General features: G+C 71.4%; 18 protein-coding genes and 1 pseudogene. 12 read left to right on the top strand and 7 right to left on the bottom strand.

What is annotated here, in order from left to right:
• The first annotated feature begins 178 nt into the window (after window positions 1-178).
• The 3 genes from OG390_RS09170 to OG390_RS09180 are packed head-to-tail and all read left to right on the top strand — an operon-like array spanning window position 179 to window position 5,219.
• Window positions 179-1,672: an SCO6880 family protein gene (locus OG390_RS09170; RefSeq protein ID WP_406166552.1), complete on the top strand. Its 1,494-nt coding sequence runs from the start codon at window positions 179-181 to the stop codon at window positions 1,670-1,672.
• The gene (locus OG390_RS09175; protein ID WP_406166554.1) at window positions 1,669-3,459 is read left to right on the top strand and encodes an ATP/GTP-binding protein; all 1,791 of its coding nucleotides are present in this window, start codon (window positions 1,669-1,671) and stop codon (window positions 3,457-3,459) included. Before OG390_RS09170 ends, OG390_RS09175 begins: the two co-directional genes overlap by 4 nt.
• Window positions 3,456-5,219, top strand: a complete 1,764-nt coding sequence (locus OG390_RS09180; protein ID WP_406166556.1) for a TraM recognition domain-containing protein — start codon at window positions 3,456-3,458, stop codon at window positions 5,217-5,219. Before OG390_RS09175 ends, OG390_RS09180 begins: the two co-directional genes overlap by 4 nt.
• A gap of 145 nt (window positions 5,220-5,364) precedes the next feature.
• Here OG390_RS09180 and OG390_RS09185 read toward each other — a convergent pair whose 3' ends face one another.
• Window positions 5,365-5,757, bottom strand: coding sequence for a hypothetical protein (locus OG390_RS09185; RefSeq protein WP_406166558.1), 393 nt, complete (start codon window positions 5,755-5,757; stop codon window positions 5,365-5,367).
• A gap of 162 nt (window positions 5,758-5,919) precedes the next feature.
• On the opposite strand from OG390_RS09185, the gene OG390_RS09190 reads away from it, so the two are divergent.
• The 6 genes from OG390_RS09190 (at window position 5,920) to OG390_RS09215 (ending at window position 12,671) form a co-directional block, all read left to right on the top strand.
• Window positions 5,920-6,954 carry an NlpC/P60 family protein gene (locus OG390_RS09190; RefSeq protein WP_406166559.1) on the top strand — a complete coding sequence of 345 codons (1,035 nt, stop codon included), beginning with the start codon at window positions 5,920-5,922 and terminating at the stop codon, window positions 6,952-6,954.
• 541 nt (window positions 6,955-7,495) lie between these two features.
• On the top strand, window positions 7,496-8,347 hold the full coding sequence (locus tag OG390_RS09195; protein ID WP_406166561.1) for a hypothetical protein: 852 nt from the start codon (window positions 7,496-7,498) through the stop codon (window positions 8,345-8,347).
• Window positions 8,348-8,527: 180 nt separating this feature from the next.
• Window positions 8,528-9,013 (top strand): DUF4913 domain-containing protein, encoded by a 486-nt coding sequence (locus OG390_RS09200; RefSeq protein WP_406166563.1) that lies wholly within the window; start codon window positions 8,528-8,530, stop codon window positions 9,011-9,013.
• A 125-nt stretch (window positions 9,014-9,138) separates the two neighbouring features.
• Window positions 9,139-9,444: a hypothetical protein gene (locus OG390_RS09205; protein ID WP_406166565.1), complete on the top strand. Its 306-nt coding sequence runs from the start codon at window positions 9,139-9,141 to the stop codon at window positions 9,442-9,444.
• 111 nt (window positions 9,445-9,555) lie between these two features.
• On the top strand, window positions 9,556-10,698 hold the full coding sequence (locus OG390_RS09210) for a hypothetical protein (protein ID WP_406166567.1): 1,143 nt from the start codon (window positions 9,556-9,558) through the stop codon (window positions 10,696-10,698).
• A gap of 392 nt (window positions 10,699-11,090) precedes the next feature.
• On the top strand, window positions 11,091-12,671 hold the full coding sequence (locus OG390_RS09215) for a glycosyl hydrolase (RefSeq protein ID WP_406166569.1): 1,581 nt from the start codon (window positions 11,091-11,093) through the stop codon (window positions 12,669-12,671).
• A gap of 130 nt (window positions 12,672-12,801) precedes the next feature.
• Here OG390_RS09215 and OG390_RS09220 read toward each other — a convergent pair whose 3' ends face one another.
• Complete coding sequence (locus tag OG390_RS09220; RefSeq protein ID WP_406166570.1) at window positions 12,802-15,753, bottom strand: AfsR/SARP family transcriptional regulator; 2,952 nt, start codon at window positions 15,751-15,753, stop codon at window positions 12,802-12,804.
• Window positions 15,754-15,919: 166 nt separating this feature from the next.
• Between OG390_RS09220 and OG390_RS09225 the strand changes: the two genes are divergently transcribed.
• Both OG390_RS09225 and OG390_RS09230 read left to right on the top strand, forming a co-directional pair.
• Window positions 15,920-17,467, top strand: a complete 1,548-nt coding sequence (locus OG390_RS09225; RefSeq protein WP_406166572.1) for a hypothetical protein — start codon at window positions 15,920-15,922, stop codon at window positions 17,465-17,467.
• A gap of 155 nt (window positions 17,468-17,622) precedes the next feature.
• Window positions 17,623-17,948: pseudogene (locus OG390_RS09230) on the top strand (oleate hydratase); the annotation flags it as partial.
• A gap of 229 nt (window positions 17,949-18,177) precedes the next feature.
• Here the strand turns inward: OG390_RS09230 and OG390_RS09235 are convergent.
• The 3 genes from OG390_RS09235 to rpe form a co-directional block, all read right to left on the bottom strand.
• Entirely contained in the window at window positions 18,178-18,738 is a 561-nt protein-coding gene (locus OG390_RS09235; protein ID WP_406166574.1) for a chorismate-binding protein, read from the bottom strand.
• A gap of 14 nt (window positions 18,739-18,752) precedes the next feature.
• The gene (locus OG390_RS09240; protein WP_406166575.1) at window positions 18,753-19,796 is read right to left on the bottom strand and encodes a sugar-binding transcriptional regulator; all 1,044 of its coding nucleotides are present in this window, start codon (window positions 19,794-19,796) and stop codon (window positions 18,753-18,755) included.
• A 78-nt stretch (window positions 19,797-19,874) separates the two neighbouring features.
• Entirely contained in the window at window positions 19,875-20,561 is a 687-nt protein-coding gene (gene rpe, locus OG390_RS09245) for a ribulose-phosphate 3-epimerase (RefSeq protein WP_399076255.1), read from the bottom strand.
• Window positions 20,562-20,695: 134 nt separating this feature from the next.
• Between rpe and OG390_RS09250 the strand changes: the two genes are divergently transcribed.
• On the top strand, window positions 20,696-22,867 hold the full coding sequence (locus OG390_RS09250) for an MMPL family transporter (RefSeq protein ID WP_406166578.1): 2,172 nt from the start codon (window positions 20,696-20,698) through the stop codon (window positions 22,865-22,867).
• A gap of 68 nt (window positions 22,868-22,935) precedes the next feature.
• Here the strand turns inward: OG390_RS09250 and OG390_RS09255 are convergent, their stop codons facing one another.
• Together OG390_RS09255 and fmt are read right to left on the bottom strand one after the other, a co-directional pair.
• Window positions 22,936-24,369, bottom strand: coding sequence for an RsmB/NOP family class I SAM-dependent RNA methyltransferase (locus tag OG390_RS09255; protein ID WP_406166580.1), 1,434 nt, complete (start codon window positions 24,367-24,369; stop codon window positions 22,936-22,938).
• 188 nt (window positions 24,370-24,557) lie between these two features.
• Window positions 24,558-25,490, bottom strand: a complete 933-nt coding sequence (gene fmt / locus OG390_RS09260; RefSeq protein ID WP_399076261.1) for a methionyl-tRNA formyltransferase — start codon at window positions 25,488-25,490, stop codon at window positions 24,558-24,560.
• Window positions 25,491-25,498: the final 8 nt, after the last annotated feature.

Genomic DNA, 25,498 nt, shown 5'->3' on the forward strand with positions numbered 1-25,498 from the left:
CCAGGGGGGCGACGACGCCCGGACCGTGCATCCGTACGTCCCGTTGTCGCCTTCCCTGACGAACGGCCGCCGAGCTCCCTTCCCCCAGGGAGCTCGGCGGTCTCCCCGCCGTCCCACCACCGCCGCCGTGTCTCCGACGCCGTAGGCCCACCACTTCACGAAGGGAAACCGGATCCTCATGTCCACGGAAGCCGCCACCCATCCGACCTACGGAAACTGGCGCAGGCCACGGCGGCCGGGGCTCGGACCACTCGGGCTCGTCGGCACGTTCGGGATCTTCGGCGGGCTCATCGCCACCCTGCTTGCGTCGCTGATCTCGCTGTACGCCGCGATCATCGTGGCCATCCCGGTCCTCGTCTTCCTGATACCGCTCGCCATCCGCACCCAGGACGGGCGCAACGTCTACCAGCTGATCACGCTGCGCATCGGCTGGTGGCGCCGGAAGGCGAAGGGCGCGCACCTCTATGTCTCCGGCCCGTTGTCCGCCCGGCCCGGCGGCCGTTTCCGTCCGCCGGGTCTGCTCAACAAGGTCACCGCGACCGAGGGCCGAGACGCCTACGACCGCCCCTTCGGCGTCCTGCACCACCCGGCCCGCAACCTGTACACGATCGTCCTGGGCTGCGACCCCGACGGCGGTTCCCTCATCGACCCGGACCAGGTCGACGTCTGGGTCGCGCTGTGGGGCGAGTGGCTGGCCCGGCTGGCCCACGAACCCGGCCTGCGCGGCGCCTCCGTGATCGTGGAGACCGCCCCCGACCCGGGCACCCGGCTCGCCCACGAGGTGCTGCCCCGCATCCACCCGGACGCGCCGCCCGCCGCCCGTGCCGTCATGGAGGAGGTAGTCGAGCGCTACCCGAGCGCTTCCTCCGAGATGCACACCTACATCACCCTCACCTATGGCATCCCGCCGGGCCAGCGGCGCAAGAAGGACGATGTGATCACCGACCTCGCCATCCGCATCCCGGGCCTGCTCAGCGGGCTCGTCGCGGCCGGCGGCGGTGCCGCGTACCCGCTGTCGGCCGAGCGGATCGCCGAGGTGGTCCGGGTCGCCTACGACCCCGCCGTCGCCGCCGATGTCCTCAACGCCCGCGCCACGCACGGCGGAACGGGCCTGGAGTGGGACGACGCGGGCCCCGCCGCCGCCGTCGAGACCGTGGGCAGCTACCAGCACGACTCCGGCGTGTCCCGGACCTGGCTGATGACCCTGGCGCCGCGCGGCACCATCCGGTCCTCGGTGCTGAGGGGCATGCTGGAGGCGGCCCCCGGCACCCGCCGTAAGCGGGTCGCCCTGGTCTACCGGCCCATCGACCCGGCCACCTCGGCCCGGATCGTCGAGGCGGACCGGCGCAGCGCCCAGTTCATGGCGACGTCCGGCAAGGGCATGGTGCAGGCCCGTGCGGCATCCGAGGTGCGGGCGGCGGAACAGACCGCGGCGGAGGAGGCGTCGGGCGCGGGGCTCGTGGAGTTCTCGCTGATGCTGACGGTCACCGTCGACGACATCGCGGAGCTGGCCGACGCGAGCGTCACCGTACGCAACCTGACCGCGGCCTCCCGGGTGCTGATGCGGCCTGCCGACCGGATGCAGGCAGCCGCGTTCAGCTGCACCCTGCCCGCCGGAATCCTCCCGTGGGAACAGACCCTCATCCCGCACGAACTGCAGGAGGCGCTGTGAGCCGCCGTAGCGAGGAGAAGAAGGCCGAACGGGCCGACCGGCTGGCCGAGGAGCAGTCCGGGCTGGAACCGTCCTGGATGGGAAAGCCCGGGGCGAAGGAGAAGTCCGGGCGCGGGAGTTCGGCCGGGTCGACGTCCGGCGAACAGCCGAGCGGCAAGCAGCCGCCGGGCAAGGGGAAGACGGGCAAGGAGAAGTCCGCGTCCCGCCCCAAGGAGCTGTACATCCCGCCCCGCGGCTGGCTGGGCGCCGGCGGTGGACGCGTCGGCTACATAGACCCGCCCACCATGTGGCGCGCCACCACCGTGCAGGCCTGCGGCATGTGGCCGTTCGCCGCCGGTTCCGGCTCGCCCATGACCGGAGTACCGCTCGGACAGCACCTGTTCACCGGCGCCACGGTCTGCGGCGACCCCCTGAACTGGTTCACCCGGGCCCGCTACATCTCAAACCCCTCCCTGTTCATGCTCGGTATGCCGGGCCTGGGCAAGTCCACCCTCGTCAACCGGATGCTGATCGGGCTCGCCGCGACCGGCGTCGTCCCGCTGGTCCTCGGCGACCTCAAGCCCGACTACGCCGACACGGTCCGCGCGCTCGGCGGCCAGGTGATCTCCATCGGCCGCGGCCGGGGCGGCATCAACGTCCTCGACCCGGGCGCCATGGGCGCCGCCGCCGCGAAGATCGGCGGCGAGGCCGGCGAGGTCCTGAAGGCCGAGGCCCACGGCCGGGTACTGAACATGGTCGCCGCCCTCATCACCATCGTGCGCGGCCGTCCCATGGACGACCACGAGCAGTCCGTGCTCTCCGCCGTCCTGCACCACCTGCGCGAACGCACCCCCACCGGCCGCACCGTGCTGCTGCCCGACGTGCTGCGGGTCCTCGCCGAGGGCCCGCCCCGGGTGCGCGCGGTCACGCTCGACCGGGGCGACGACACCCGCTACCGCGACGCCGTGGACCCGCTGCACCGCTCCCTGCTCGGCATCCTCGACGGCCCGCTCGGCGACACCTTCGCCTCCGAGACGTCCACCCGGATCAACCCCGACGCGCCCGCCGTGTGCATCGACATCTCCGGCATCGGCGAGGCCGACACCCAGCTGACCGCCGCCGCGATGCTCGCCGCCTGGTCCGACGGGCTCGGCACGGTGGCCGCCTCGCACGCCCTCGCGGACGCCGGTCTCGCGCCCCGGCGCTGGTTCTTCACCGTGCTCGACGAGCTGTGGCGTCCGCTGCGCGCAGCCACCGGGATCGTCGACCGCATCGACGCGCTCACCCGCCTCAACCGCTCCCTCGGCCTCGGCGATGCCAAGATCACCCACACCCTCAAGGACGCCGAGGCACTCGGCACGGACGCCGACCGCGCCAAGGCCCGCGGCTTCGTCGAACGGGCCGGGATGGTGGTGTGCGCCGGTCTGCCGAAGGCCGAGATGGAGGACCTCGGCAAGGTGGTGGGACTGTCCCGGCGCGAGATCGAACTCGTGTCGTCCTGGTCCTCGCCCCCCGGCTGGGGCGTCAACGGCGAGAACGAGGAACCGCCGGGCCGCGGCCGCTTCCTCATCAAGGTCGGCGGCCGCCCCGGCATTCCCATCAAGGTCGCCATCACCGACGCGGAACGCCGTCTGCACAACACCAACCAGCGCTGGACGACCAACGAGGAGGCCATCGAGCAGGCCGCCGCCCGCGCCGCCGAGCAGGTGGCGCGCGCCGCCCAGGAGGAGGCCTGGGGAATGCCCGGCGCCCCCGGGCCACCACCGGCAGCCGGCACGGAAGCAGCGGCGAGGAGGTGGAGCGCATGAGCGGCCCGCGCGCCGGCGGCGACCTGTCCGACCAGCTGCCGTGGGCCATCGCCTCGATCGCCGGCACCGGCCTCACCCTGTTCACCGTCGCCTGGGCCGGCGGCACCCTCGGCGCCGGACTCTCCGGGCACGGCTTCGACGCCCCGCCCTTCGCCCTGTCCACCATCTCCCGCCTGACCTCCGACGGACCGGCCCCGCTGTGGCCCACGGCTCCGCCCCCCGCCGTCTACGCGGGCATGCTCGGCCTGCTGCTGCTCATCGCGGTGCCTCTCGCGCTCGCCGTGCGCCTCCTCATGGACCGCTCCGGCCACACCAAGGGCCTCGCCGGACGGCGTGAACTCGTCGCCATGTGCCCCAAGGGCATCGAGGCCCGCGCCCGCGAACTGCGCCCCACCCTCAAGGGCCGCGAGCAGCTGCACCCGGACGAGACCGGCAACCTCCTCGGCGACCTCGACCCCAAGGGCCCCGAGCTGCGCAGCAGTTACGAGGACGTGGAACTCGACCTGATGGCACCGCGGGCCGGCAAGTCCACCGGCATCGCCGTCCCCCGGGTGCTGCGCGCCCAGGGCGCCGTACTGCTCACCTCCAACAAGTCCGACGTGTACGCCGTCACCCGCGCCGAGCGGGAGAAGGCGGGCACGGTCTGGACGTTCGACCCGCAGGGCATCGCGCACACCCCGCGCGCCATGTGGTGGAACCTGCTCGGCGAGTGCCACACCATCGAGGGCGCCCGCCGCCTGGCCGGCCACTTCGTGGCGTCCGTCAACGACGACACCGCGAAGAAGGACTTCTGGATCTCGGCCGCCCAGAACACCCTCACCGCGCTCTTCCTCGCCGCCGCCCGCGGCAAGGCCTCGGTCGTCGACCTCCTCGGCTGGCTCGCCGACCCCGCCGACCGCACACCCGTCGACCTGCTGCGCGAGGCCGGACTCGTCGCGATGGCGGAGCAGTTGCAGGGCACGGTCCGCGGCGCGGTGGAGACCCGGGACGGCATCTACGAGACCGCCCGCCAGACCGTGTCCTGCCTCCTGGACCCCGAGATCCTCGCCTGGGTCACACCCGACCCCGAGATGCCGGAATTCCGCCCCGCCGAGCATGTCCTCGGCCAGGACACCCTCTACCTGCTGTCCAAGGACGGCGGCGGGTCCGCGGCGGGCGTCATCGCGGGCATCGCCGACGCGACGATGCGGGCGGGCGTGGTCGCCGCCGAGCGCATGGGCGGCCGCCTCGACCCGCCGCTGACCGCGGTCCTCGACGAGGCCGCCAACGTCTGCCGCATCTCCGACCTGCCCGACCTGTACTCGCACTTCGGCTCCCGCGGCATCAACGTCGTGACGCTGCTGCAGAGTTACCGCCAGGGCGCCCGGGTGTGGGGCGAGGTGGGCATGGACGCCCTGTGGAGCGCGGCGACCGTCAAGCTACTCGGCGCGGGCCTGGACGACGCCGACTTCGTGCAGAAGATCTCCACGCTCGTCGGCCAGCACGACGTCCGTACGCCCAGCATCTCCCGTAGCAAGGACGGCACTTCGCGCTCCTACTCCTACCGCCAGGAGGCCGTCCTGCCCCCCGACAAGATCCGCGCCCTGCCCAAGGGCACCGCCCTCCTCCTCGCGACCGGAGTCAAGCCCGCCCTGATCCGGCTGCGCCCCTGGTACAAGGAGCCCGGCGCCGGCGCCATCTCGGCGGCGGCGAAGGCGGAGACGGCGGCCATCACCGAACGGGCCGCACGCCGGCTGACAGGCTTGACGCTGGAGAAGTAGCCGCCCGTCGGCCGGGACGCCGCGCCGGCGTGGCCGTAGGTCCCCGCCATCATCCGGGCGTCGACGAGCAGGATGCCGAACAAGGCGAACCCGCGCAGCACATCGATCTCCTGGACCGGAGGCGGGAGGCCGCCCTCGCCCCGCCTCACGGCGACACCACGACCGCGGTACCGAACGCCACCGTCGACGACAGGAACCACCCGAACGACGGTGCCAGCAGATGCCGCGAGTTCCACAACCGGGCCGAGGCGGGCCGGTTCCGTACGTAGACCACGGGCACGCTCCCGCCGACCGGCGGCAGCCCGCACAGCGGCCCGTAGCTCCCCGGATCCAGGACGACGACCCGCCCCAGGTGATCGGAGAACACCACGAGCCCGCCACGCCGCCGGTCGGCCGCCACCCGCGCCGTCACGACACCCATCACCCGCAGTCCACGCACGCGTAGCCGCAGCGCCGCCACCGCCGCCCGGACGGCGAGCAGCAGAAACCCGAGCCCGAACCCCGCGCACAGCACCGACAGGACCAACTCCGCGCCCATAAAGACCCCTTCATCCGCCGTACGCCCTTCCCGCGCACAACGGATGCCGGGCACCACCGGGTTCACCTCCCCCTTGAACCACCGGACGGCATCCCCCGTTGTGAGGACGGACCCCCCGGGTATCGACCCCGGCCGACGCGGACGAAGGGAGCTTCGGCCCAGATGAGACGGCCTCTGCGCGCACACGGCTACCGGACGGCGGCAGCCGTCGCCCTGGCCTGCGCCCTGACGGCGGCGACCCAGCAGGTCGCCCGAGCCGACCCCATGACTCTCACCGAGGTACGCGCCGAACTCCAGCGCCTCTACCACGATGCCGAGGTCGCCACGGACAAGTACAACGCCGTCGATGTGCAGGTGACCGAGCAGGAGAAACGTGTCCGCACGCTCAACGCCCAGGTCAAGGCGGCCGAGACGAGACTGACCGGCCTCACCTCGCTGGCCGGAGCGGCGGCCCGCGCCCAGTACCGCAGCGGCGGCCTGCCCGCCGAGGTGCAGTTCGCCCTCGCCTCCGACCCCGAACACGCCCTGGACAACGCCTCCTTGGCCCGCCAGGCCCAACAGTCCACGCAGGACGTACTGGCCGCCCTGGCGGCGACCCGCAAGGACCTGCGCACCCGCACCGCCGACGCGTCCGACGTCCTGACGCGCCTGAAGAAGAACCGCCGCACCATGGACGCCGACCGCAAGACGATCGAACAGCACATCGCCACCGCGAAGAAGATGGAGTCGAGCCTGGCGGCGAAGCAGCGCGAGCAACTGGCCGCACTGGAGGCGAAGACCGCGAAGGACGCGCAGGCGAAGTGGGTGGGCACGGGCATCCTCAAGAAGGTCGGCACCGATGCGACCGCCGCGGGCAAGAAGGCCATCGCCTACGCCACCCGCCAGCTCGGCAAGCCCTACGTCTGGGGCGACGAGGGCCCCGACTCCTTCGACTGCTCGGGCCTGACCTCCCAGGCCTGGCTGGCGGCGGGGGTCACCATCCCCCGTACGTCCGAACTCCAGTGGGCGCAGCTGAAGCACGTCCCCGTCGCGGACATGCGCCCCGGCGACCTCATCATCTACTTCTCCGACGCCAGCCACGTCGCCCTCTACATCGGCGATGGCGAGATCATCTCCGCTCCCCGTCCCGGGCGGGTGGTGTACGTGTCGCCGGCGGGGTCGATGGAGATTCTCGGGGTCGTGCGGCCGGACGCCTGACCCCGTACGCACAGAGGCTCAGCTACCTGCCTCGCCGACTGCCGCTGCGGCGTCGGCCCGGGGCCGTAGGGGTGCTTGCTGGTTGCCTTCGTAACGAGGCGGCGGCCCCTCGGGAAGAGGTACGGCCCCGCGCACCCCCTCGACGGCCCTGCGCAGACGGGCGGTGCCGCACCTCGTACCCGGGCGACCACTCCTCGTGCGCGGGAGGCGGCCGACAGCGGTCCGTCGTATCGTTGTCCGGCATTTCCGGCTCTTCTCCGCGCTCTCCTCACCCAACGGGAAGGGCGCCGGGGTGGTTCACCACGACACCGGCGGCACACTCTGCGACCGCCACCCCGCGTGAACGTTGAACCGATCGGACTTCCGCCCCGTCGTGGAGGTGCAAACCTCATCGAGAGGACGGAGAGTCATCATGACAACCCCTCCAAATCCGGGTGGCCAGTCGAGAGACGCGGAGCGGGGAGCGTCCCGGTCGCCGTCCCCGCCGCCGGAGAACTTCCAGTCGGACAGTTGGTACAGCCCCGTCACGAACGCGTATCACATGATCGCCGGCTCCCAGCTGGCGACTTACGCCGCCGACACCGGCAAGTGGGCGATCGAAAAGTCGCCGTGGGTCGTCGACAATGCCGTCAATGCCCTGGCGCCGGCCTCGGTGGTGTCGCAAGGTATCGGCACTGCGCGGAAGGACGCCGGCCAAGGGTCCCAATCGTTCTACGACTGGGGTGTCTTCCTGAACGGCGCCGACGGTGCACGGACGGTCTTCCTGGAAGGCAAGAAGGCGCTGCGGCCTCATCCCAACGATCCGCCCAACGTCTTCGCCGCCGGCGCGGGCGCGGTCAAGTTCGCTGGTGCCGCAATGTACGGCTGGGGCCAGAACCCGGCAGTGCAGGGCGCCGGCGCGGTGTTGCAGGGGCTTGGGACGGGTGCCGAAGTGTATCTGAACCAGCGGCAGGCACGGTTCGAAGCCGAGGCGAGGAGGGCGGCGCCGCTTCCCGCACCGACCCCGCTCACGCTCGACAACTTCAGCAGCCTGTCGATCACACCGATCATGGACGCGGGCAACAACGCGGCGGCCCAGTACACGTACCCGACTCAACCTGCCACGACTCAGCCGACGTACACGTACCCGGCTCAACCGGCCGCGCCCCAACCCACGTACACCACGACCCAACCCGCGTACACGACCACGCTTCCCCATAACCCGACCACTCAGACACCCTCCTACCCGGCTGAATCGTCGTCCACGACGAGTGAGCGGGGAGGCCAGGGCCGGGGAGGCCAGGGCCGGGGAGGCCAGGGCCGGGGGTACGCCGCGGAATCGAGCAGCGGAAACACCTACAAGAACCGCGCCAACGAGGACGCCGCCACCAAGAGGCGGGGCAGGAAGGGGTAACAGGTCCCGACGGCCGCCCCGTTGGCGGGGCGGCCGTCGAGCCGTACCGCGTACCGCCTGGTGTTCCGGAGGAACACCATCGTCCCAGGCGGTCCTCACCCGCACATCAGGAAGGAACACCCCCATGCGCGGCCCCCTGCCGGCCACCGTGGTATCTGCCAGAGAACAACGGGAGCGGTCATGACCGTCGACACCCCTCACACCGGGCAAGAAGCCGAAGCGCCCCGGGATCTCTCCGCCACACCTCCGCCGCCCACCCCACCGAAGTTCATCCTCTACCTGGACGGGCTTGAGTACGCGCACACGCTGCGCCAGTTGACCCTGTGGGCGCACCATGTGCTGTTGCCGGTGTACGGCAGGGAGGTCACGTCCACGGCCCCCTGGTGCCCCCGTTGGTGGGAGCACCCGGAAGCGGTCGCCCAACTCCATGGCCTGTGGCTGGCATGGGGGGAGCTGACCGGTCCCGAAGCCGGGGCGGCCGGGCCCGCCAACTGGCACCGCGACTACCTGTCACCGGTGATGGGCTCACTCCGCGATCCGTCAGGTCCCTTCGCCGGATGCAAGTCCGGCGCCCACCGCCCGAAGGCGACTCCACCGATCGAGACGGTGGACCCGTTCGCGCCGCAGCCCGGCCCGCCGCCCCCGCCTCCGCCCGTCCGGGCCTGACGGAGACGCCTCCGTGGGTTCAGCGGTGTGCTGAACCCCGGGGTGTGCGCGAACCGTTGTGTCTCTCGAACCGGCGTCCGCGTCCAGCCGACCCGTCTCAGCAGACAGGCCAGGGAGGAACGCACATGCTCGAAACGGAACCCGCCCACGAGATCGACGAGTTCGACAGTGCGGCAGAGCACGAGGATCGCGACCGGCCGGCTACCGATGCCGGGCGATTCGCACCGCGTGGTCTGCTGAAGCGGCGCCGGCCCGAGTCGGACACGGACGGGTGTGATTCCCCTCAGTTCCCGCCGCAACGGGTCGGCAGTGCCCCGCCGCTTCCCGAGTCCCCACTGCCCCCTGGCCTGCTGCCGTTGCCGGCGGGATTCGAGTTGTCGACCACGACGAGTCCGCCCGCGGGGCTGCTCCTCGACGCGGACACGTCGTAGGCGCGTTGAACCGTTCGCCCCGGCGGCCCGTTGTCGCTCGTGTCACCACCTCCGACTTGAAAGAGGGGCACCGTGGCGGATGACAACGGGGCTTCCACAAGCAGGAACCGGTTGACCAGGAAGCGTCCCAGGCTGGCGCGAAACCTCCTCAAGACCGAGTACGGCCTGAGGGAGACGCGCCGCAACGGTGGTGCGGAGTCAACGGACACGGACAGCCTCTGGGACCAACTGCGGGACGCGATACGCCGTCTCACCGATCGCCTCAGGGGCCGCTCAGGGGCGACCGGGGGAGGCGGCTCGTCCGGCCAGGGCGATCAAGGCGAGTACGCGCAGGGCGGGAACGGACCGGCCCAGGACGGGTACGGACCGACGCGGGGCGGGGCCGGGTCGGCGCCCGCCGCGGCGATGACAGCCCAGGCGACAACGGCCCCGCATCGGCAGTCCGCCTCGGAGATATCGGCGCGGAGGAAGACGGCGCGCCTCGAAAAGAAGATCGACGGGCTTCCGAAAGCCGAGCGCGAGGCTTTCGAGGACGAGGTTCTGCGCAGGCTCAGGGCCAATGACAACTGGAGTGCCGTTTTTGAGGAATCCCCCTACAGCATGCCGGTCGTCGCGAAGTACGCCGTCAACGCGCACCTGAGGGAGTCACTTCGAGACATTCCCCCGAACGTCGGCTCGGCGAAGCCGGAACCCGGTCTGCCGAATGGCGATACACGGCGGGCGTCCATGACCACCACCACGACTACGACCACAGCCACGTCCACGGAGGCCGAGGCCGAGGCGCAGCGAAAGCGCTGGGAGCGGCCAGCGACACCACGGGACGTAGCGACGAATGATCCCGTTGTCGCGACCGAACAGCCGCCGAGTCAGCAGCGACGCAGCAGTTTCGGGGCTCCGGAGATGAGCGACATCTCGGACGGCAACGCCTTCCTCGCGGCCTACCTCGCGGGCGAACGGGCGAGAGCGGCGGAGAACAACGTCGTGTCACTCACTCCGCCGCCAAGCCCCCTGTCGCCCCCGGTGTCTCCCGAACTCGCCCCCAGGTCCCTGCCGTCCGACCCGCCCAGCCCAGTCAGCCCGCTCCTCCCACCCAGTTCGCTCAACCCGATCGGCCCCGTAGGACACGCGATCGTCAACGAGCCGCTTCCCTCCTCTCACGGGTCCTCGACCCCCGGAAGCGTCAACTCCCCCTCAAGGCCCGCCAGCCCCGGCCCCGGCCAGCCGAGAGCGAACACTTCCGCAAAGCGTCGGTAGGAGCGAGGCGACAGGCTCGAGGTTCTGTCGGGCGCCTCGGCGCCCACTTGTGGTTGCAGTCCTGGGTGCCGAGGTGCCCCGCGAGCACATCGGCGAGCGTCCTGTCCAGCCCGAACACCAGCCAGGGTTTGTGCGCCATCCCCTGCCGCCTCCCTCGGAACCCACGGCGGGACCCGCCCGCCCGGTCGACCGCCACAACGGCGTGGCCGAGGGGACGGTTCAGTACCTGTACTTCGACTACTTCGACTCCGCCGACCGACCGGGAGCCGCGCCCCAGGTGAACCATCCACCACGCCCCGTCCGTCGTGCCTGCGCAAGCGACAACCGATCGCCGACCTCATAACCCCCGCAAGCCCGATGGAGAGGCACGTTCTATGCGCACCTTGCGCACCATGCGCAGACGCACATCGTTTCTGTTGGCTCTGTTACTGGTCATAGCCGGTGTGACAGGCACCGCCGTGGCGGTCCAGGTCCACCGTTCCGGCAGCGGCATCAACGGGACGCCGGCCGCCGACGTCGGCACCGCCGATCACACCGTCACCTTCCAGAACAACACGGACAGCCGCATCTGGATCGGCAGCACGGTCAACGCCGACGGCTCGGCCACCCTCACCGGACTGCCGGCACTGGACCCGGGCCAGGGCTCCACCATCACCATCCCCGAACACGAGGGCGCCGGGCACTGGCGCGGCAAGTTCTTCGCGCGCCAGGGGTGCAGCGGTGACGACGGGAGTACGTTCCACTGCGCCGTCGGCGACTGCGGTCCGTACGCCGACCACTGCTCGCTCGGCGAACAGCCCACCGGACTGGCCGAGTTCAACTTCGACCCGGCCGACAACCTGGCGCCCTGGTACGACGTCAGCTACGTCAACGCCGTCTCGGCTCCGGTCACCATCACCCCGAACGACGTCGCGGTACCCGAGTCCGGCGAGTGCGCGGCGGCGGGCTGCGTCGAGGATCTGCTGTCCGCCTGTCCGGCCGACAACCTGGTCAAGGACCAGACCACGGGCCGGTCGCTGGTGTGCGTCAATCCCAACCGGGACGCCAAGACCCCCTACAGCGACATGATCAACCAGAAGTGCCCGACCGCGTACGCCTGGTCCAAGCAGGACGCCGAGCCGGGAAACAAGGTCATGTACCAGTGCACCAAGTGCAGTGGCCTGACGGTCGCGTTCGGCACCGGCAGCACGGCATCGGCGGACCCAGCCGCCACGACCGCCCCCGCGACCACCACCGGCACCCCGGCCTCGGCCCGCAAGGGCATCAGCCTCAACCCCGTCGACGGAGCGTCCCAGGCGCTGGCCGCGTCCGGCGCGTCCTGGTACTTCAACTGGGCCTCCTCCACCGGTCCGGTCGCCAAGCCGGACGGTGTCGAGTACGTCCCGATGATCTGGGGTCCCGGCTCGGTGACCGACGCCGAACTCGGCCAGGCCGCCCAGCAGGGCACGGAGTTGCTCGGCTTCAACGAGCCCGACTCGGCCACCCAGTCCAACATGACGCCCGAACAGGCCCTTGATCTGTGGCCCCGGCTCCAGGCGACCGGCCTGCGCCTCGGCGCCCCGGCGGTCTCCACGGGCGCCGACGTCGCCGGGGGCTGGCTGGACCGTTTCATGACGGGAGCCGCCGACCGCGGCCTGAAGGTCGACTTCGTCCCCCTGCACTGGTACGGCGCCGACTTCGGCCCCGACGCCGCCAACCAGCTCCGCAGCTATCTCCAAGCCGTCCACGACCGCTACCACAAACCGATCTGGCTGACCGAGTACGGCCTCATCGACTTCTCCCAGGGCACCCCCCGCTACCCCAGCCAGCAGGAGGAGACCGACTTCATCCAGTCGTCGACGGCAATGCTGAACAGCCTGGACTTCGTGGAGCGTTACGCGTGGTTCACGCTGTCCACCCAGACCAGCCCGACCGGCCTCTACGACGGCACGACCGCGAACGCCGCCGGCCAGGCCTACCGAAACGCGGGCTGACCGACCGGCCCGAAAACTGAACCGTTCTCACCTGCCGTCCGTTGTGCGGGTAAGACCTCGCCGTGTCCCACCCCCCTGGGGCACGGCGAGGCGCTGATCGAAGGAGACCGTCGAAGGAGATCCAGGTATGTCAGGCGGGCCGGCCGAGTCTCTCGCGGATCTTCTCGGCGTCCGGATGGCCGAACTCCACGAAGATGGCGAGTGCCTGCCGCCAGCTGGCGCGAGCGGACTCCCGCTCGCCGGCGGCCAGTTGGACGTCACCGAGGTTGCCCAGCGTGTTCCCCTCTCCCCACCGGTTGCCGATGTCCCGGTGGGTCTCCAGCGCCCGGTGGTAGTACGCGACCGCCTCGCCATGGCGGTCCAGCCGGCTGTGGACCGTGCCGAGGACGTCGAGTGCGACGCCTTCGACCCAGCGGTTGCCGCTGGCGCGCAGGACGGTCAGCGCCCGCTCCAGACAGTCGACGGCGTCGTCGAACCGGCCGAGCCGCTGATAGGCGTCGCCCAGGTTGCTCAGGGCGATCCCCTCCCCCCAGGCGCTGCCGATGACCCGGTCGATGGCCAGCCCCCGGCGGATGTACTCCACGGCCTTGTCGAGTTGGCCGGCATGAAGATAGGCATCACCCAGGTTGGCCACGGCCGACAACCTGCCGTCGGTGTCCCCGAGCTCCCGGCACACGGCCATCGCCTGCTGCAGGCTGTCGATGGCCTCTTCGTGCCGGCCGGAGATACGCATCGCGGCGGCCGTGTCCGCGAGGCCCTGCGCCTCGCCCCTGCGGTCGTGGGCCGCGCGGGCCGCCGACAGCCCCGTCCTGGCGGTGTCGAGCCAGTCGTGCATATGGCTGCGGAGGTAGAAGAACCCCCACAGGACGGCGGGCAGCCGCCAGGCGATGCCCGGCTGTCCGGTCGCGACGGCCTGGTGCACCGCGGTGACCAGGTTGGCCCGTTCGGTCTCGCACCAGTCCAGGGCCTGCTCGTGCGTGGTGAACTCCAGGGGCCGGCACGCGGCGGGCAGCGGTTCCAGGGGGATACGGCGGCGGTTCGGGGTGATGTACGGGTATGCGGCGTCGGCGGTGTGCAGGTACCAGGCGAGCAGCCGCTCCACGGCCCGGTCCCGCTCCTGGGGTGTCTCGTCGGCGCGGACCCGTTCGGCGGCGTAGACCCGTAGCAGGTCGTGCAGGGTGTAGCGGCCGGGGAAGTGCTCGGTGAGCAGGTGCGCGCGGGTGAGCTCGTTGAGCAGGCCGCGGGTCTCCCGCGGCGGGAGCCCGGCGAGAGCGGCCGCGGCGGGTGCGGAGATGTCGGGCCCGGAGTGCAGGCCAAGCAGGCGGAACAGCCGCGCGGCCGGCCCGGACAAGGCCTTGTACGAACAGGAGAAGACGGCCCGTACGTCGATGGTGATGTCGTCGCCCCCGGCGAAGGCGTCGAGGCTGCCGTGGCTGTCGCGCAGTTCCTCGGCGACGGCGCTGAGCGGGAAGCCGGGGTGGGCGGCGGCATGCGCGGCGACGATGGCCAGGGCCAGCGGCAGCCGGGCGCACCGCGTGATGATCTCGTCCGCCGCCTGTGGTTCCGCCGCCGGCCGGTCGGTGCCGAGGCGGAGTGCCAACAGGTCGTGTGCCTCGGCGGACGTCAGCTGGTCCAGCGTCAGCGGATGCGCGCCTTCTCCTACGACCAGGCCGGTGAGCTGGCTACGGCTGGTCACGATGACCAGGCAGCCGGGGGAACCGGGCAGCAGCGGGCGGACCTGGTCGGTGTCGCGGGCGTTGTCGAGGAGAAGCAGTACCCGCCGCTGGGCGAGCATGCTGCGGTACAGCGCCGCCTGGGCGTCGAGACCGGCGGGGATCCGCATCGGGGGGACGCCGAGCGCGTCGAGGAAGGTACGGATGGCTTCTTCCGGTGCCACCATCGAGCCGGTCGGATCGAAGCCGCGCAGGTTGATGTAGAGCTGTCCGTCGGGGAAGCGGTCGGCCACCTCGTGGGCCCAGTGCACCGCCAGGGTGGTCTTGCCTATGCCGGCCATGCCGCCGACCGCGCTGATCACCACCGTGGCCGGGGCGCCGCCGTCGGCGGGCAACAGGGCGCGGGTCCGCTCGAGTTCGGCGTGCCGGCCGACGAAGGTCGGCAGGTCGGCTGGGAGTTGCGCCGGACGGGCGGCCGCTTGCACGGCGACCGGGAAGGACGGCTCGGCCGATTCCGCCAACTCGGCTGACGAGACCGGCTGTTGGGTCGGGTCGGGCTGCTGGGGCGAGGCGGGGGCCGGGGACACGTCGGCTGTCACGGATACGTCGACGGCCACGGATACATCGGCGGCCAGAGTCACGTCGGCGGCGAGTATGCGGTCGTGCAGGTCCTGCAGCGGTGCGCCCGGTTCGATGCCCAGCTCGGTCACCAGGGTGCCGCGTGTCCGGCGGTAGGCGGCCAGCGCCTCGGCCTGCCTACCGGACCGGTACAGCGCCAGCATGAGCAGCCGGCACAGCTGCTCCCGCAGCGGGTGCTTGCCGGTCAGCGAGATCAGTTCGGCGATCACCTCGCCATGGCGGCCGAGTTCGACGTCGAGGTCCAGCCGGGTCTCCAGCGTGGTCAGTCGCTCCTCGTCCAGCCGGGAGCGCTCGGACTCGGCCAGAGGGCCGGAAAGTCCGGCCAGTGCCGCTCCCTGCCACCCGCCGAGCGCGGAGCGCAGCAGCTCGGCGGCGGCGGACCCCTCGCCGGCGGCGCGCAGCTGCTTCGCCTCCGCGACCCGCTGCTCGAACACGGCCAGATCCAGGGCGTCGTCCCGCACCCGGGCGAGGTATCCGTCCCCGACCGAGACGATCACGCGTGGGGGCTCGGCCGGATCCCGACCGGGCTCGAGCACCTTGCGCAGGCGCGACACATAGGTCCGCAGCACGGACACGGCGGCCATCGGAGGCTCCTCCCCCCAGACGGCATCGAGGAGTTCGCCGAGCGTGACGGGGCGCTCCCGACGTAACAGCAGCGCCGCCAGCACCGCCCGCTGCTGTGGCGAACCGAGGTCCAGTTCCTGTTCATCGCGCCATGCCCGGACCGGTCCCAACACGGAGCAACGCACGGAATCCGCATAGTCGTTCACCCCTCGAACTCTACTGACGGCGTGCTCTGTCCCGGTCGGCGCACCCCCTTCTCCGGCCGAGGACTTGAACCGTTTCCGTACGGCGCCCGTTGCGGTACGCGGGAACCCGCCGTGGTTGGGCCCGACCGGGGCCTCGCGGCTGGAAGACGTACGGAAGGGAATGGTCATGAGCCGGGGTGAAGAAACGGACGAGCCGATCACCGGGGACGAGCACCTCGTCCCCGGGGAACCGGCGGAACTCAGCAAGCCGGAACCCGCCGGGGACGCGCCCGAGCCGTCCCCGTTCCTCGCGGTGGTCATCTCCGGCGACGGCTCGGCCGCCATCGACGGCGTACCAGTGCCGACGGCGGAGGGAGAGGCGGTCGACGTCGCGATCCTCGACGCCCTGCACGGACACGCACGCGACCGGAACGCCACCGTGACGGCGGCCATCTCCGATCCCGCCGCGGGTTATGTGGCGTTCGTCGAGGTCGCGCCCGACGGTTCGAGCACGCTTCTGGAACAGCACGGGGAGCAGCCGCCCGAGCAGGGCGAACCCGCAGTACCCACAGGGCCGTACGGACACGAGACGGAAGCCGGGCCTTCCGGCGTCGATGACGACGTCGATGAGGACCTCGAGACCGAACTCGACGGCCATCGCGATGACGACCTCGACGAGGGCCCCCACGACGACCCCGAAGACGAACTCGATCTCGATCTGGATGAACTGGATGAAGCGGCGTACGCCCTGCCGCAACCCTCAGGCCCCCCGCCCCCACCCCCCGCCTTCAGTTCGACCCAGGCCTCGCCCTCGGCCTCGAACCCGAGCCGGAGCCCGAGCCCGGAGATCGGCCGCCGCGGCGAACTGCGCCAGTCGGACAACGAGTTCGAGGGACCCAGGCTGCTCCACCGGCCCCTCGTAGTCGGCCCGGTGGCACTCGGCGTGGCCGCTCTCGTCATCGTTCCGCTGGTGATGCTGGGCAGCGGCGGGTCGGGCGGAGGAGGGGACGAGACGCAGGCCGCCCGTGCGACCAGCGATGCGAGCAGGAGCCCTTCGGCCGAGGAGCCTGCACCGACCGTGTCCGTGACCCCCAGCATGATGCCGTCACCGCCCAGCGCGACGCCCACGACGCCGAAGGCCAAGCCGAAGGACACACAGGGCTCGAAGGGCTCGAAGGGCGGCGGAAGTGTCACCGTGACCGTGACCGCGAGGCCGCCGCGGACCACCGTGACCGCGAAGCCCCCGCAGGACACCGCCGCCACTGCCGTGAACCGCCTCGCCAAGAGCGACCCGGGCGGGCGGCACATCTGCTACCGCGCGTACCTGTCCGGACAGGGCTGGCAGAAGCCTGTGTGCGACGGCACGCTGGCCGGTACGACCGGCCAGAACAAGCCGATCAAGTCCATCAACATCGCGGTGACCGGCAGCGGCGGCTCGGCCGCCAACGCCTTCGTCCACGACGCCAAGTCGACCAACGGCCAGGGCAAGTGGATACCGAAGTGGACGGACGTCATCGCCGACGGAAAGAACAACTACATCGGCAGCACGAAGGCGTCCGCCCCGTACATGACGGGCTTCGTCATCAACATCGGCAGCGGCCGGATCTGCGAGACCGCAAAGGTCCACGGCTACGACTGGGGCGGCCAGGGCTGCGCGGACCCGCGCCCCGGCTACATCTTCGGCGGCGCCCTCGAGAACACGCGCTACCTCGAAGCCGTCAAGTTCACGGTGTGACCCGTGCGGCCGGTCCGGCCGGCTCGGCTGTCACCCGGATGGCGACACCGGCTCCGGGTGAGCCGGTGTCGGCGCCCGCACGGAGCGCGCGGGTGCCAGCGCGCGGGGTGCGGTTGCCGACACCCGGGCCCGGCTTACCTTCGCGATGTCAGCCGGAGGATCCGTCGAAGTCGGTCACCGAGGACACGTTCGCGTTCCATGAGGGCTTCGCCTGGGACGATCACGCCCGGCTGGTGGACGGTGCGGGCAGCCTGGTCGACGCGCTCTGGGTTTCTCCGAACGCGACCGGCTGGAGCTGGTCAAGCGCGTGGCCACGCCCCAGCATCTGCTGGACGGCAAGCGCATCACCGACTGCTTCAGCCCGGAGTTCTTCACCACCGGCTTCTGGTGGATGTGGTGCACCACGTTCGCGTTCGAGCCCTCGCACAGCGCGATCGAGTTCCGCCGCTACCTGAACCGGTTCGTCCACCTGTCGAGAAGTCCACCAACCTCGCCTTGATGGGCCAGTACGCCGAGGTCCCCGACGACGTGGTCTTCACCGTCGAGTACTCGGTCCGCACCGTCTGGACCGCCGTGGCCGGCCTGCTGAACCTCGACCCGCGCCCGCCCGGCTTCCACCAAGGGACAGCACAACCCCAAGGTGCCGGTAGAGGCGCTGGAAACCCTCCACCGCCGATGAGGCCGGACCACGCCGGGCCGCCCCAGGTCGCTCAAGGAATATGCCCGGCCGGTCGAGGCTCGGTCGGTCGCGGTGCCGGGACCAGGTGGAGGGCGATGCTGCGGAGTTTCTCGCAGGTCTCCTCGTGTTCACGTTCGGCCCGGGACTGCTGGACGATCCCGGCGCCGGCCTGGAGCCAGCAGCGGTCGTGCCGCTGGAAGACGCCGCGCAGGACGAGCGCGGCATCGAGCGTGCCGTCGGTGTCGCAGGTGAGGACCGCCCCCGCGTACAGGCCCCGGGGGCGGCCTTCGAGGGCGCGGATGAGGGAGTAGGCGGGTGCTTTGGGAATGTCGGCGGCGGTGACTGCGGGGAACAGGGCGGCGAACGCCTCCCAGGCGGTGCGGCCGTCGCGCAGCCGGCCGGTGACGGTGGAGGCGAGATGCTGGACGGTGCCGCGCTCCTGGACGGTCATGTACTCCGTGACGCAGGCGTCGTCGCAGACGGCGGCGAGGTCCTCCAGCGCCGGCTTCACGGAGATGGCGTGCTCGTGGATCTCCTTCGGGTCGCTGAGCAGGCGGCTCCCCGCCGGGGAGCCGCCCACCAAGTCCCTCACATGGACGCCTTGGGTCAGGGGCCGTCCGGGTCCGCCCGGTTCAGAGCCGGACGCGGCGGCGACCCCGCCGTCATCAGATAGTCCGCGGCCGACGTGTCCGTCACCAGGCTGGTGACGAGCCCGGAGCGCAGCACCGCGTCGATGGCGGCCGCCTTCCGCTGCCCGCCCGCGATGGCGACGACCTCGGGGATGCGCCGCAGCCGGTCGGCCTCGACCGTGATGCAGCGTTCGCCCAGGTCACGGCCGACCCGTCGGCCCTCGGCGTCGAAGAGGTGCGCGGACATCTCGGCGGCGACACCGAGCGACGCGTAGTGCGCGCGCTCCTCGTCGCTGAGCATGTCGTGCACCGTGGAGATGCCCGGCTCCCAGGAACCGATGGACACGCACGCGACCGTGACCTTGTCGAAGTACTCGAAGGCGCGGGCGATGCCGGTCTGGTTGCGCAGCGCGGCCGCGGTGGCCGCGTCGGGCAGCAGCATCGGCGCGTAGATGGGGTGCGCGTCCCCGCCCGACACCTGGGCGGCACGCCGCACCGCCTCCACCGAACCGCGCTCGGCGGTCCCGGCGTCGTACACGCCCGTCAGCTGCACCACCGTGCACGGCGGGAGCCGGTCGAGCGCGGCCGCCATGTGAATGGTGGAGCGGCCCCAGGCGAGGCCGAGGACATCGCCCTCGTTGACGAGCTCGCCGAGCAGGTCGGCGGCCACTTCTCCGAGGTTCTCCGGATCGGGTGACTCCTCGGCCTCGGCCGGGGACTCGACCACGACGGCGTGCCTGAGGCCGTAGCGGGCGCGCAGCGCGTCGGAGCGCTCCGCGTCCAGCTCGGCGGGCACGCGGATCTCGATCCTCACCAGATCCCGTTCGAGAGCGGTCTCCAGGACCCGGGCCACTTTGAAGCGGCTGACGCCGAACTCCTCCGCGATCTGGATCTTGGACTTGCCCTCGAGGTAGAAGCGGCGGGCCATGGCCGCCGCCTGCACCAGCTCAGCGGGTCCCATCCGCATGGCTGACCGGCCCGCCGACATACCCGACACGGCGATCTCCTCACTGCTGTTCACACTCTGGATTCGCCGTTCATCCTCGCAGATCCGGCGTACTTGATCCGCCCTGATGGGCGGCGTTCACGTTCCCTTGGCTCAGTGGTCGCACGCCCACGCCGCATGAGACGTCGCCTCCTGCGCCTGGGTGCGCAATGCACGTACCGCCTGGGCCGGGTCCGATGCCCCGTACACCGCCGAACCGGCGACGAAGACGTCGGCTCCCGCCTCCGCGCACCGCTCGATGGTGGAGGCCGACACACCGCCGTCGACCTGGAGCCACAGTTCGAGGCCGTGCTTGCTGATCAGCTCACGGGTGCGGCGGATCTTCGGGAGCATGATGTCGAGGAACGCCTGGCCGCCGAAGCCGGGCTCGACCGTCATGATCAGCAGCATGTCGAGTTCGGGGAGCAGGTCCTCGTACGGCTCGATGGGGGTCGCGGGCTTGAGCGCCATGGAGGCGCGGGCGCCCTTGGCCCGGATCTCGCGGGCGAGTCGCACCGGCGCGGCGGCCGCCTCGGCGTGGAAGGTCACGGAACCGGCACCCGCTTCGACGTACTGGGGAGCCCACCGATCGGCGTCCGCGATCATCAGATGGCAGTCCAGCGGCGTGTCCGTCGCACGGGCCAGAGACTCTACGACCGGCACACCGAGCGTGAGGTTCGGTACGAAATGGTTGTCCATGACGTCGACGTGGAGCCAGTCGGCTCCTTCCACCGCGTTTGCCTCCTCGGCAAGACGGGCGAAGTCGGCGGACAGGATGCTGGGGTTGATCTGCACGGCCATGCCCCAAGACTGCCATGCCCGGCACCGGTTGCTCTCCTCGGTCCAGACCTAGGCCGTTCTACGGATGTTGTACGGCGGCCCGACATGCCATGCTAGGCGGCCGACCGACTCCAGATACGGCTACGGGGGTGGCCATGACGGACGGGAAACAGCGCCATGTGCGCCAGGGACTCATCGGATTCGTGTGCGGGCGGCGCAGCAAGTGGCTGATCGTCGGCCTGTGGCTGGTGGCGCTCGTGGTGGCGGCGCCGCTCGCCTCGAAGCTCACCGACGCCCAGGACAACGACGCGGCCTCCTGGCTGCCCGGGTCCGCCGAGTCCACCCAAGTCCTTGACACGTCCAACAAGTTCAGGCCCGAGCAGATCCCGGCGGTCGTCGTGTACGCCCGCGAGGGCGGCCTGACCGCCGAGGACAAGAAGGCGATCGCCCAGGACGCCCAGCGGATCAAGGGGCTCACGGCACACGGCGTACGCGGCGCCGAGACGCGCGGCCCCGTCTACAACAACCCGACCGCCCCCGAAGCCGCCCAGATCTACGTGCCGATCACGATGGACAAGAAGGGCTGGGAGGAGATCGCACCCGCGGTCGACTCTCTCCGTGACCAGGTCGGCAAGGGCGGCGGCGGTCTGGCGGTGCACATCACGGGCCCGGGCGGCACCTCGGCCGACTTCTCCAAGGCCTTCGAGGGCATCGACTCGACGCTGCTGTTCTCCGCGATGGGCGTCGTGATCGTGATGCTGCTGCTCACCTACCGCAGTCTCACCCTGATCTTCGTCCCGTTGATCGGTGTGGTCGCCGCGCTCTTCACGTCCCAGGCGCTGATCTACCTCCTCGCGAAACACGCGGGCCTGACCGTCAACGGGCAGAGCGCGGGCATCCTCACCGTCCTCGTCTTCGGCGCGGGCACCGACTACGCGCTCCTTCTGGTCGCCCGCTACCGCGAGGAGCTGCGCCGCCACGAGGACCGCCACGAGGCGATGGCCCTCGCCCTGAACCGTGCGGGCCCGGCGGTGCTGGCGTCCGGCGCCACGGTCGTCCTGAGCATGCTGGTGCTGCTGGCCGCCGAGATGAACTCGACCCGGGGCCTGGGCCCGGTCGCCGCGATCGGCGTGGCCGTCGCCCTCCTCGCCATGGTCACGCTCTTCCCGGCCCTGCTGCTGGTCTTCGGCCGCTGGATCTTCTGGCCGGCGATCCCGCACTTCGGCTCGTCCGATCCGACCGCGAGCGGCGTCTGGGCCCGGATGGGCCGCCGTATCGCCCGCCGCCCGCGCCTCGTCTGGGGCGCCACCGCCCTCGCCCTGGCGACCCTCTCTCTCGGCCTGCTGCAGATCCGCGCCGAGGGGATCAGCAACGCGGACGCGTTCACCGGAAAGCCGGACTCGATCACCGGTCAGGAGATCTCCGAGCGGTACTTCCCGGCGGGCAGCGGTGATCCGCTGGTCATCGTCTCCCACCGGGCCCAGGGCGAACAGGTCCGCAGCGCGGTGGCCGGTACGAAGGGGGTGGTGCCGAACAGCCTCACCGTGCCCGCCGGTACGAAACCCTCGTACGATGGCAACGTGCTGTTCGAGGCGACGATGACCGATCCCGCTGACAGCGAGGCCGCGAAACGGACCGTCGAGCGCGTACGGGACGCCGCGCACGCCGTGCCGGACGCCGACGCGCGGGTGGGCGGCGGGACCGCGGCCCTGCTCGACATGGACGCGGCGACCACCCACGACAACATCCTGATCATCCCTGCGGTCCTGCTGGTCGTGCTGCTGATCCTGGGGGTGCTGCTGCGCGCCCTGGTGGCGCCGCTGCTGCTGATCGGGACGGTCGTACTGTCCTTCGCCGCAGCGCTCGGCGCCAGCGCGCTCGCCTTCCGGCACCTCTTCGACTACGCGGGCGAGCAGACGGACTTCCCGCTGTTCGTCTTCGTCTTCCTGGTCGCCCTCGGCATCGACTACAACATCTTCCTGACCACCCGGATCCGCGAGGAGGCCGGCCGCCAGGGCACCCGTGCCGGTGTGGTGACGGGCCTGGCGGCGACGGGCGCGGTCATCACGTCCGCGGGCCTGGTCCTGGCCGGCACCTTCGCCGCGCTCGGCACCCTCCCGATGGTCGCCTTCGCCGAGATCGGCTTCGCGGTGGCCCTGGGAGTCCTCCTGGACACCTTCGTCGTACGGTCGATCCTGGTGACGTCGCTGTTCCTGGACGTGGGAGCGAAGGTGTGGTGGCCGCACCGACTGGCCCAGGAGGCCGACTCGGGGCGGTCGGCGGCAACGCCGTCACAGGCTCCGGAACCGGCGTCACAGCCGGACTAGGGAACTGGCGTCACAGCCGAACCAAGGAACCGGCGTCACAGCCGGACTGAAAAGGGCCGGGGGCCAGGTCAGCCGGTCCTGCGGATCAGCGCCAGGTACATGGCGTCCGTCCCGTGCAGATGCGGCCACAACTGCACGTCCGGTCCGTCGCCCAGGGCCGGTACGCCCGGAAGGAGCGGACGGGCGTCGAGCAGCTCGGCAGAGCCGTCGTCGTAGTGCTTGAGCACGTCGTCGACGACCGCGCGGGTCTCGGCGAGGTGCGGCGAGCAGGTCGCGTACCCGACGACACCGCCGACCCGTACCGAGTCGAGCGCCGTGCGCAGCAGCCCGCGCTGGAGCGGCGCGAAGCCGTCCAGGTCCTCGGGGCGGCGCCGCCAGCGGGCCTCGGGGCGGCGGCGCAGGGCGCCCAGACCCGTGCAGGGCACGTCCATGAGGACGCGGTCGAAGGTGCCGGGCCGCCACGGCGGACGGGTGCCGTCGGCGGCGATCACCTGATACGGCCCGGGGTTGCCGGCGAGCGCCTTCGCCACCAGACCCGCCCGGTGCGGCTGCTTCTCCGAGGCGAGCAGGACGGCACCGCGCTCGGCGGCGAGCCCGGCCAGCATGGCGGCCTTGCCACCGGGTCCGGCGCAGCCGTCCAGCCAGGCCTTGTCGGGCCCGTCGAGCGGCGCGTTCGCCAGAGCGAGGGCGACCAGCTGGCTGCCCTCGTCCTGGACGCCCGCCCTGCCCTCCCGCACGGCGTCGATGGCGCCCGGTTCGCCGCCCTCGGTGAGCCGCACGGCATAGGGCGACCAACGGCCGGGCAGCGCGGACTCGTCCCCGAGCACGTCGAGGAGCTCATCGGCGGTGGAACGCCCGGGCCGGGCCACCAGGGTCACCTCGGGCCGCTCGTTGTCGGCTTCGAGCAGATCCTCGATGCCCGCACGGCTGCCACCCAGCGAGTCCCACAGCGCGGAGACGACCCAGCGCGGGTGCGAGTGCACGACGGCGAGATGGTCCTCGGGGTCCTGGTCGTAGGGCGGCGCGACCTGCTCCAGCCAGCCGTCGAGATCCTGCTGCGCGACCTTGCGCAGTACGGCGTTGACGAACTTGGCGCGACCGTCGCCGAGCACGACACGGGCGAGCTCGACTGAGGCCGAGACGGCGGCGTGTGTGGGAATCCGCGTCCCGAGCAGCTGATGCACACCGAGGCTGAGCACATCGAGCACCGGCGGATCGACTTCCCTGAGCGGGCGGTCGACACATGCCGCGATGACGGCGTCGTACGTCCCCTGCCGACGCAGCGTCCCGTAGACCAGCTCAGTCGCCAGCGCCGCGTCCCGCCCGTCGAAGTCGCCCTTCTCCCGCGCCTTGCGCAGCAGCGGCGGCAGAACGAGGTTCGCGTACGCGTCCCGCTCGTCCACCGCCCGCAGCGCCTCGAAGGCGAGCATGCGAACCGGGTCCTTCTGCGGACGGCGATAGGGCTTGCCGGGCTTGCGCGGCCGACGGGACTGCTCACTCACGAAGAAGGTGCTCCGGATTCTGGATGGTTCGACCCGTCCAGCCTACGTCCGGACAGGCGCGAGGAGGCCTTGCGGGCGGCATGCGCCCGAACAGACATGGGCACGCGGCGCGGGCGCCCAGTGCCCGCGAGGGGCCCGGCCTCGTCGGCGGGGCGGAGGGGGCGGCCCTCGCGGGCCGCGTCCTCCGGTCAGACCCCGAGGCGCTCCCCGGAGGGAATCCGTACGCCTCGCGCCCAGTCGGCGGCGCGCATCGGCTTCTTGCCCTGGGCCTGGACCCAGAGCAGCTCGACGGCGTACGAACCGGTCCCGACGTACACGTTGTTCTTGCCGACGGACAACTCGCCCGGGGCGAGGTCCGTGCGATCGGGCACCGACGCGACCTGGATGAGCTTGAGCCGCTCGCCCCGGAACACGGTCCAGGCGCCGGGCGCGGGCGTGCACCCGCGGACGACCCGGTCGACGCGCAGTGCCGGGGCGGCCCAGTCGATGTGGGCGTTCTCGACGGTGATCTTCGGCGCCATGGTGATGCCGTCGGCGGGCTGCGGCACGGCCTTGAGGCTGCCGTCCTCGATCCCGTCCATCGTCGCGGAGAGCAGGCCGGAGCCGGCGAAGGCCAGCCGAGTGAGCAGGTCGCCACTGGTGTCGGTGGGCCGGATCTCCTCGGTGACGGTCCCGTACACCGGCCCCGAGTCGAGCCCCTCCTCGATGAGGAACGTGGACGCACCGGTGATTTCGTCGCCGGCCATGATCGCGTGCTGCACGGGAGCGGCGCCGCGCCAGGCGGGCAGCAGCGAGAAGTGCAGATTGACCCAGCCGTGGGCGGGGATGTCGAGGGCGACACGTGGGAGCAACGCCCCGTACGCGACCACGGGGCAGCAGTCGGGCGCGATCTCCCCGAGCCGGGCCAGGAACTCCTCGTCCCGCGGCTTCACCGGCTTCAGCACCTCGATCCCGGCCTCCTCCGCCCGTTCGGCGACCGGACTCGCGACGAGCCGCCGCCCCCGCCCGGCCGGCGCGTCGGGCCGCGTGACGACGGCGGCCACCTCGTGCCGCCCGGAGGCGATCAGGGCGTCCAGAGCGGGAACGGCGACCTCGGGGGTACCTGCGAAGACAAGCTTCATGGGTGGCG

This window comes from Streptomyces sp. NBC_00996, assembly GCF_045162675.1.
Lineage (GTDB): Bacteria > Actinomycetota > Actinomycetes > Streptomycetales > Streptomycetaceae > Streptomyces.

Bases quoted from the DNA above. Each gene is read 5' to 3' on its own strand.
- OG390_RS09200 (WP_406166563.1), top strand. From the start codon at position 8,528: ATGACCGTCGACACCCCTCACACCGGGCAAGAAGCCGAAGCGCCCCGG.
- fmt (WP_399076261.1), bottom strand. From the start codon at position 25,490: ATGAAGCTTGTCTTCGCAGGTACCCCCGAGGTCGCCGTTCCCGCTCTG.
- OG390_RS09180 (WP_406166556.1), top strand. From the start codon at position 3,456: ATGAGCGGCCCGCGCGCCGGCGGCGACCTGTCCGACCAGCTGCCGTGG.
- OG390_RS09205 (WP_406166565.1), top strand. From the start codon at position 9,139: ATGCTCGAAACGGAACCCGCCCACGAGATCGACGAGTTCGACAGTGCG.
- OG390_RS09170 (WP_406166552.1), top strand. From the start codon at position 179: ATGTCCACGGAAGCCGCCACCCATCCGACCTACGGAAACTGGCGCAGG.
- rpe (WP_399076255.1), bottom strand. From the start codon at position 20,561: ATGGCCGTGCAGATCAACCCCAGCATCCTGTCCGCCGACTTCGCCCGT.
- OG390_RS09185 (WP_406166558.1), bottom strand. From the start codon at position 5,757: ATGGGCGCGGAGTTGGTCCTGTCGGTGCTGTGCGCGGGGTTCGGGCTC.
- OG390_RS09215 (WP_406166569.1), top strand. From the start codon at position 11,091: ATGCGCAGACGCACATCGTTTCTGTTGGCTCTGTTACTGGTCATAGCC.
- OG390_RS09250 (WP_406166578.1), top strand. From the start codon at position 20,696: ATGACGGACGGGAAACAGCGCCATGTGCGCCAGGGACTCATCGGATTC.
- OG390_RS09195 (WP_406166561.1), top strand. From the start codon at position 7,496: ATGATCGCCGGCTCCCAGCTGGCGACTTACGCCGCCGACACCGGCAAG.
- OG390_RS09190 (WP_406166559.1), top strand. From the start codon at position 5,920: ATGAGACGGCCTCTGCGCGCACACGGCTACCGGACGGCGGCAGCCGTC.
- OG390_RS09225 (WP_406166572.1), top strand. From the start codon at position 15,920: ATGAGCCGGGGTGAAGAAACGGACGAGCCGATCACCGGGGACGAGCAC.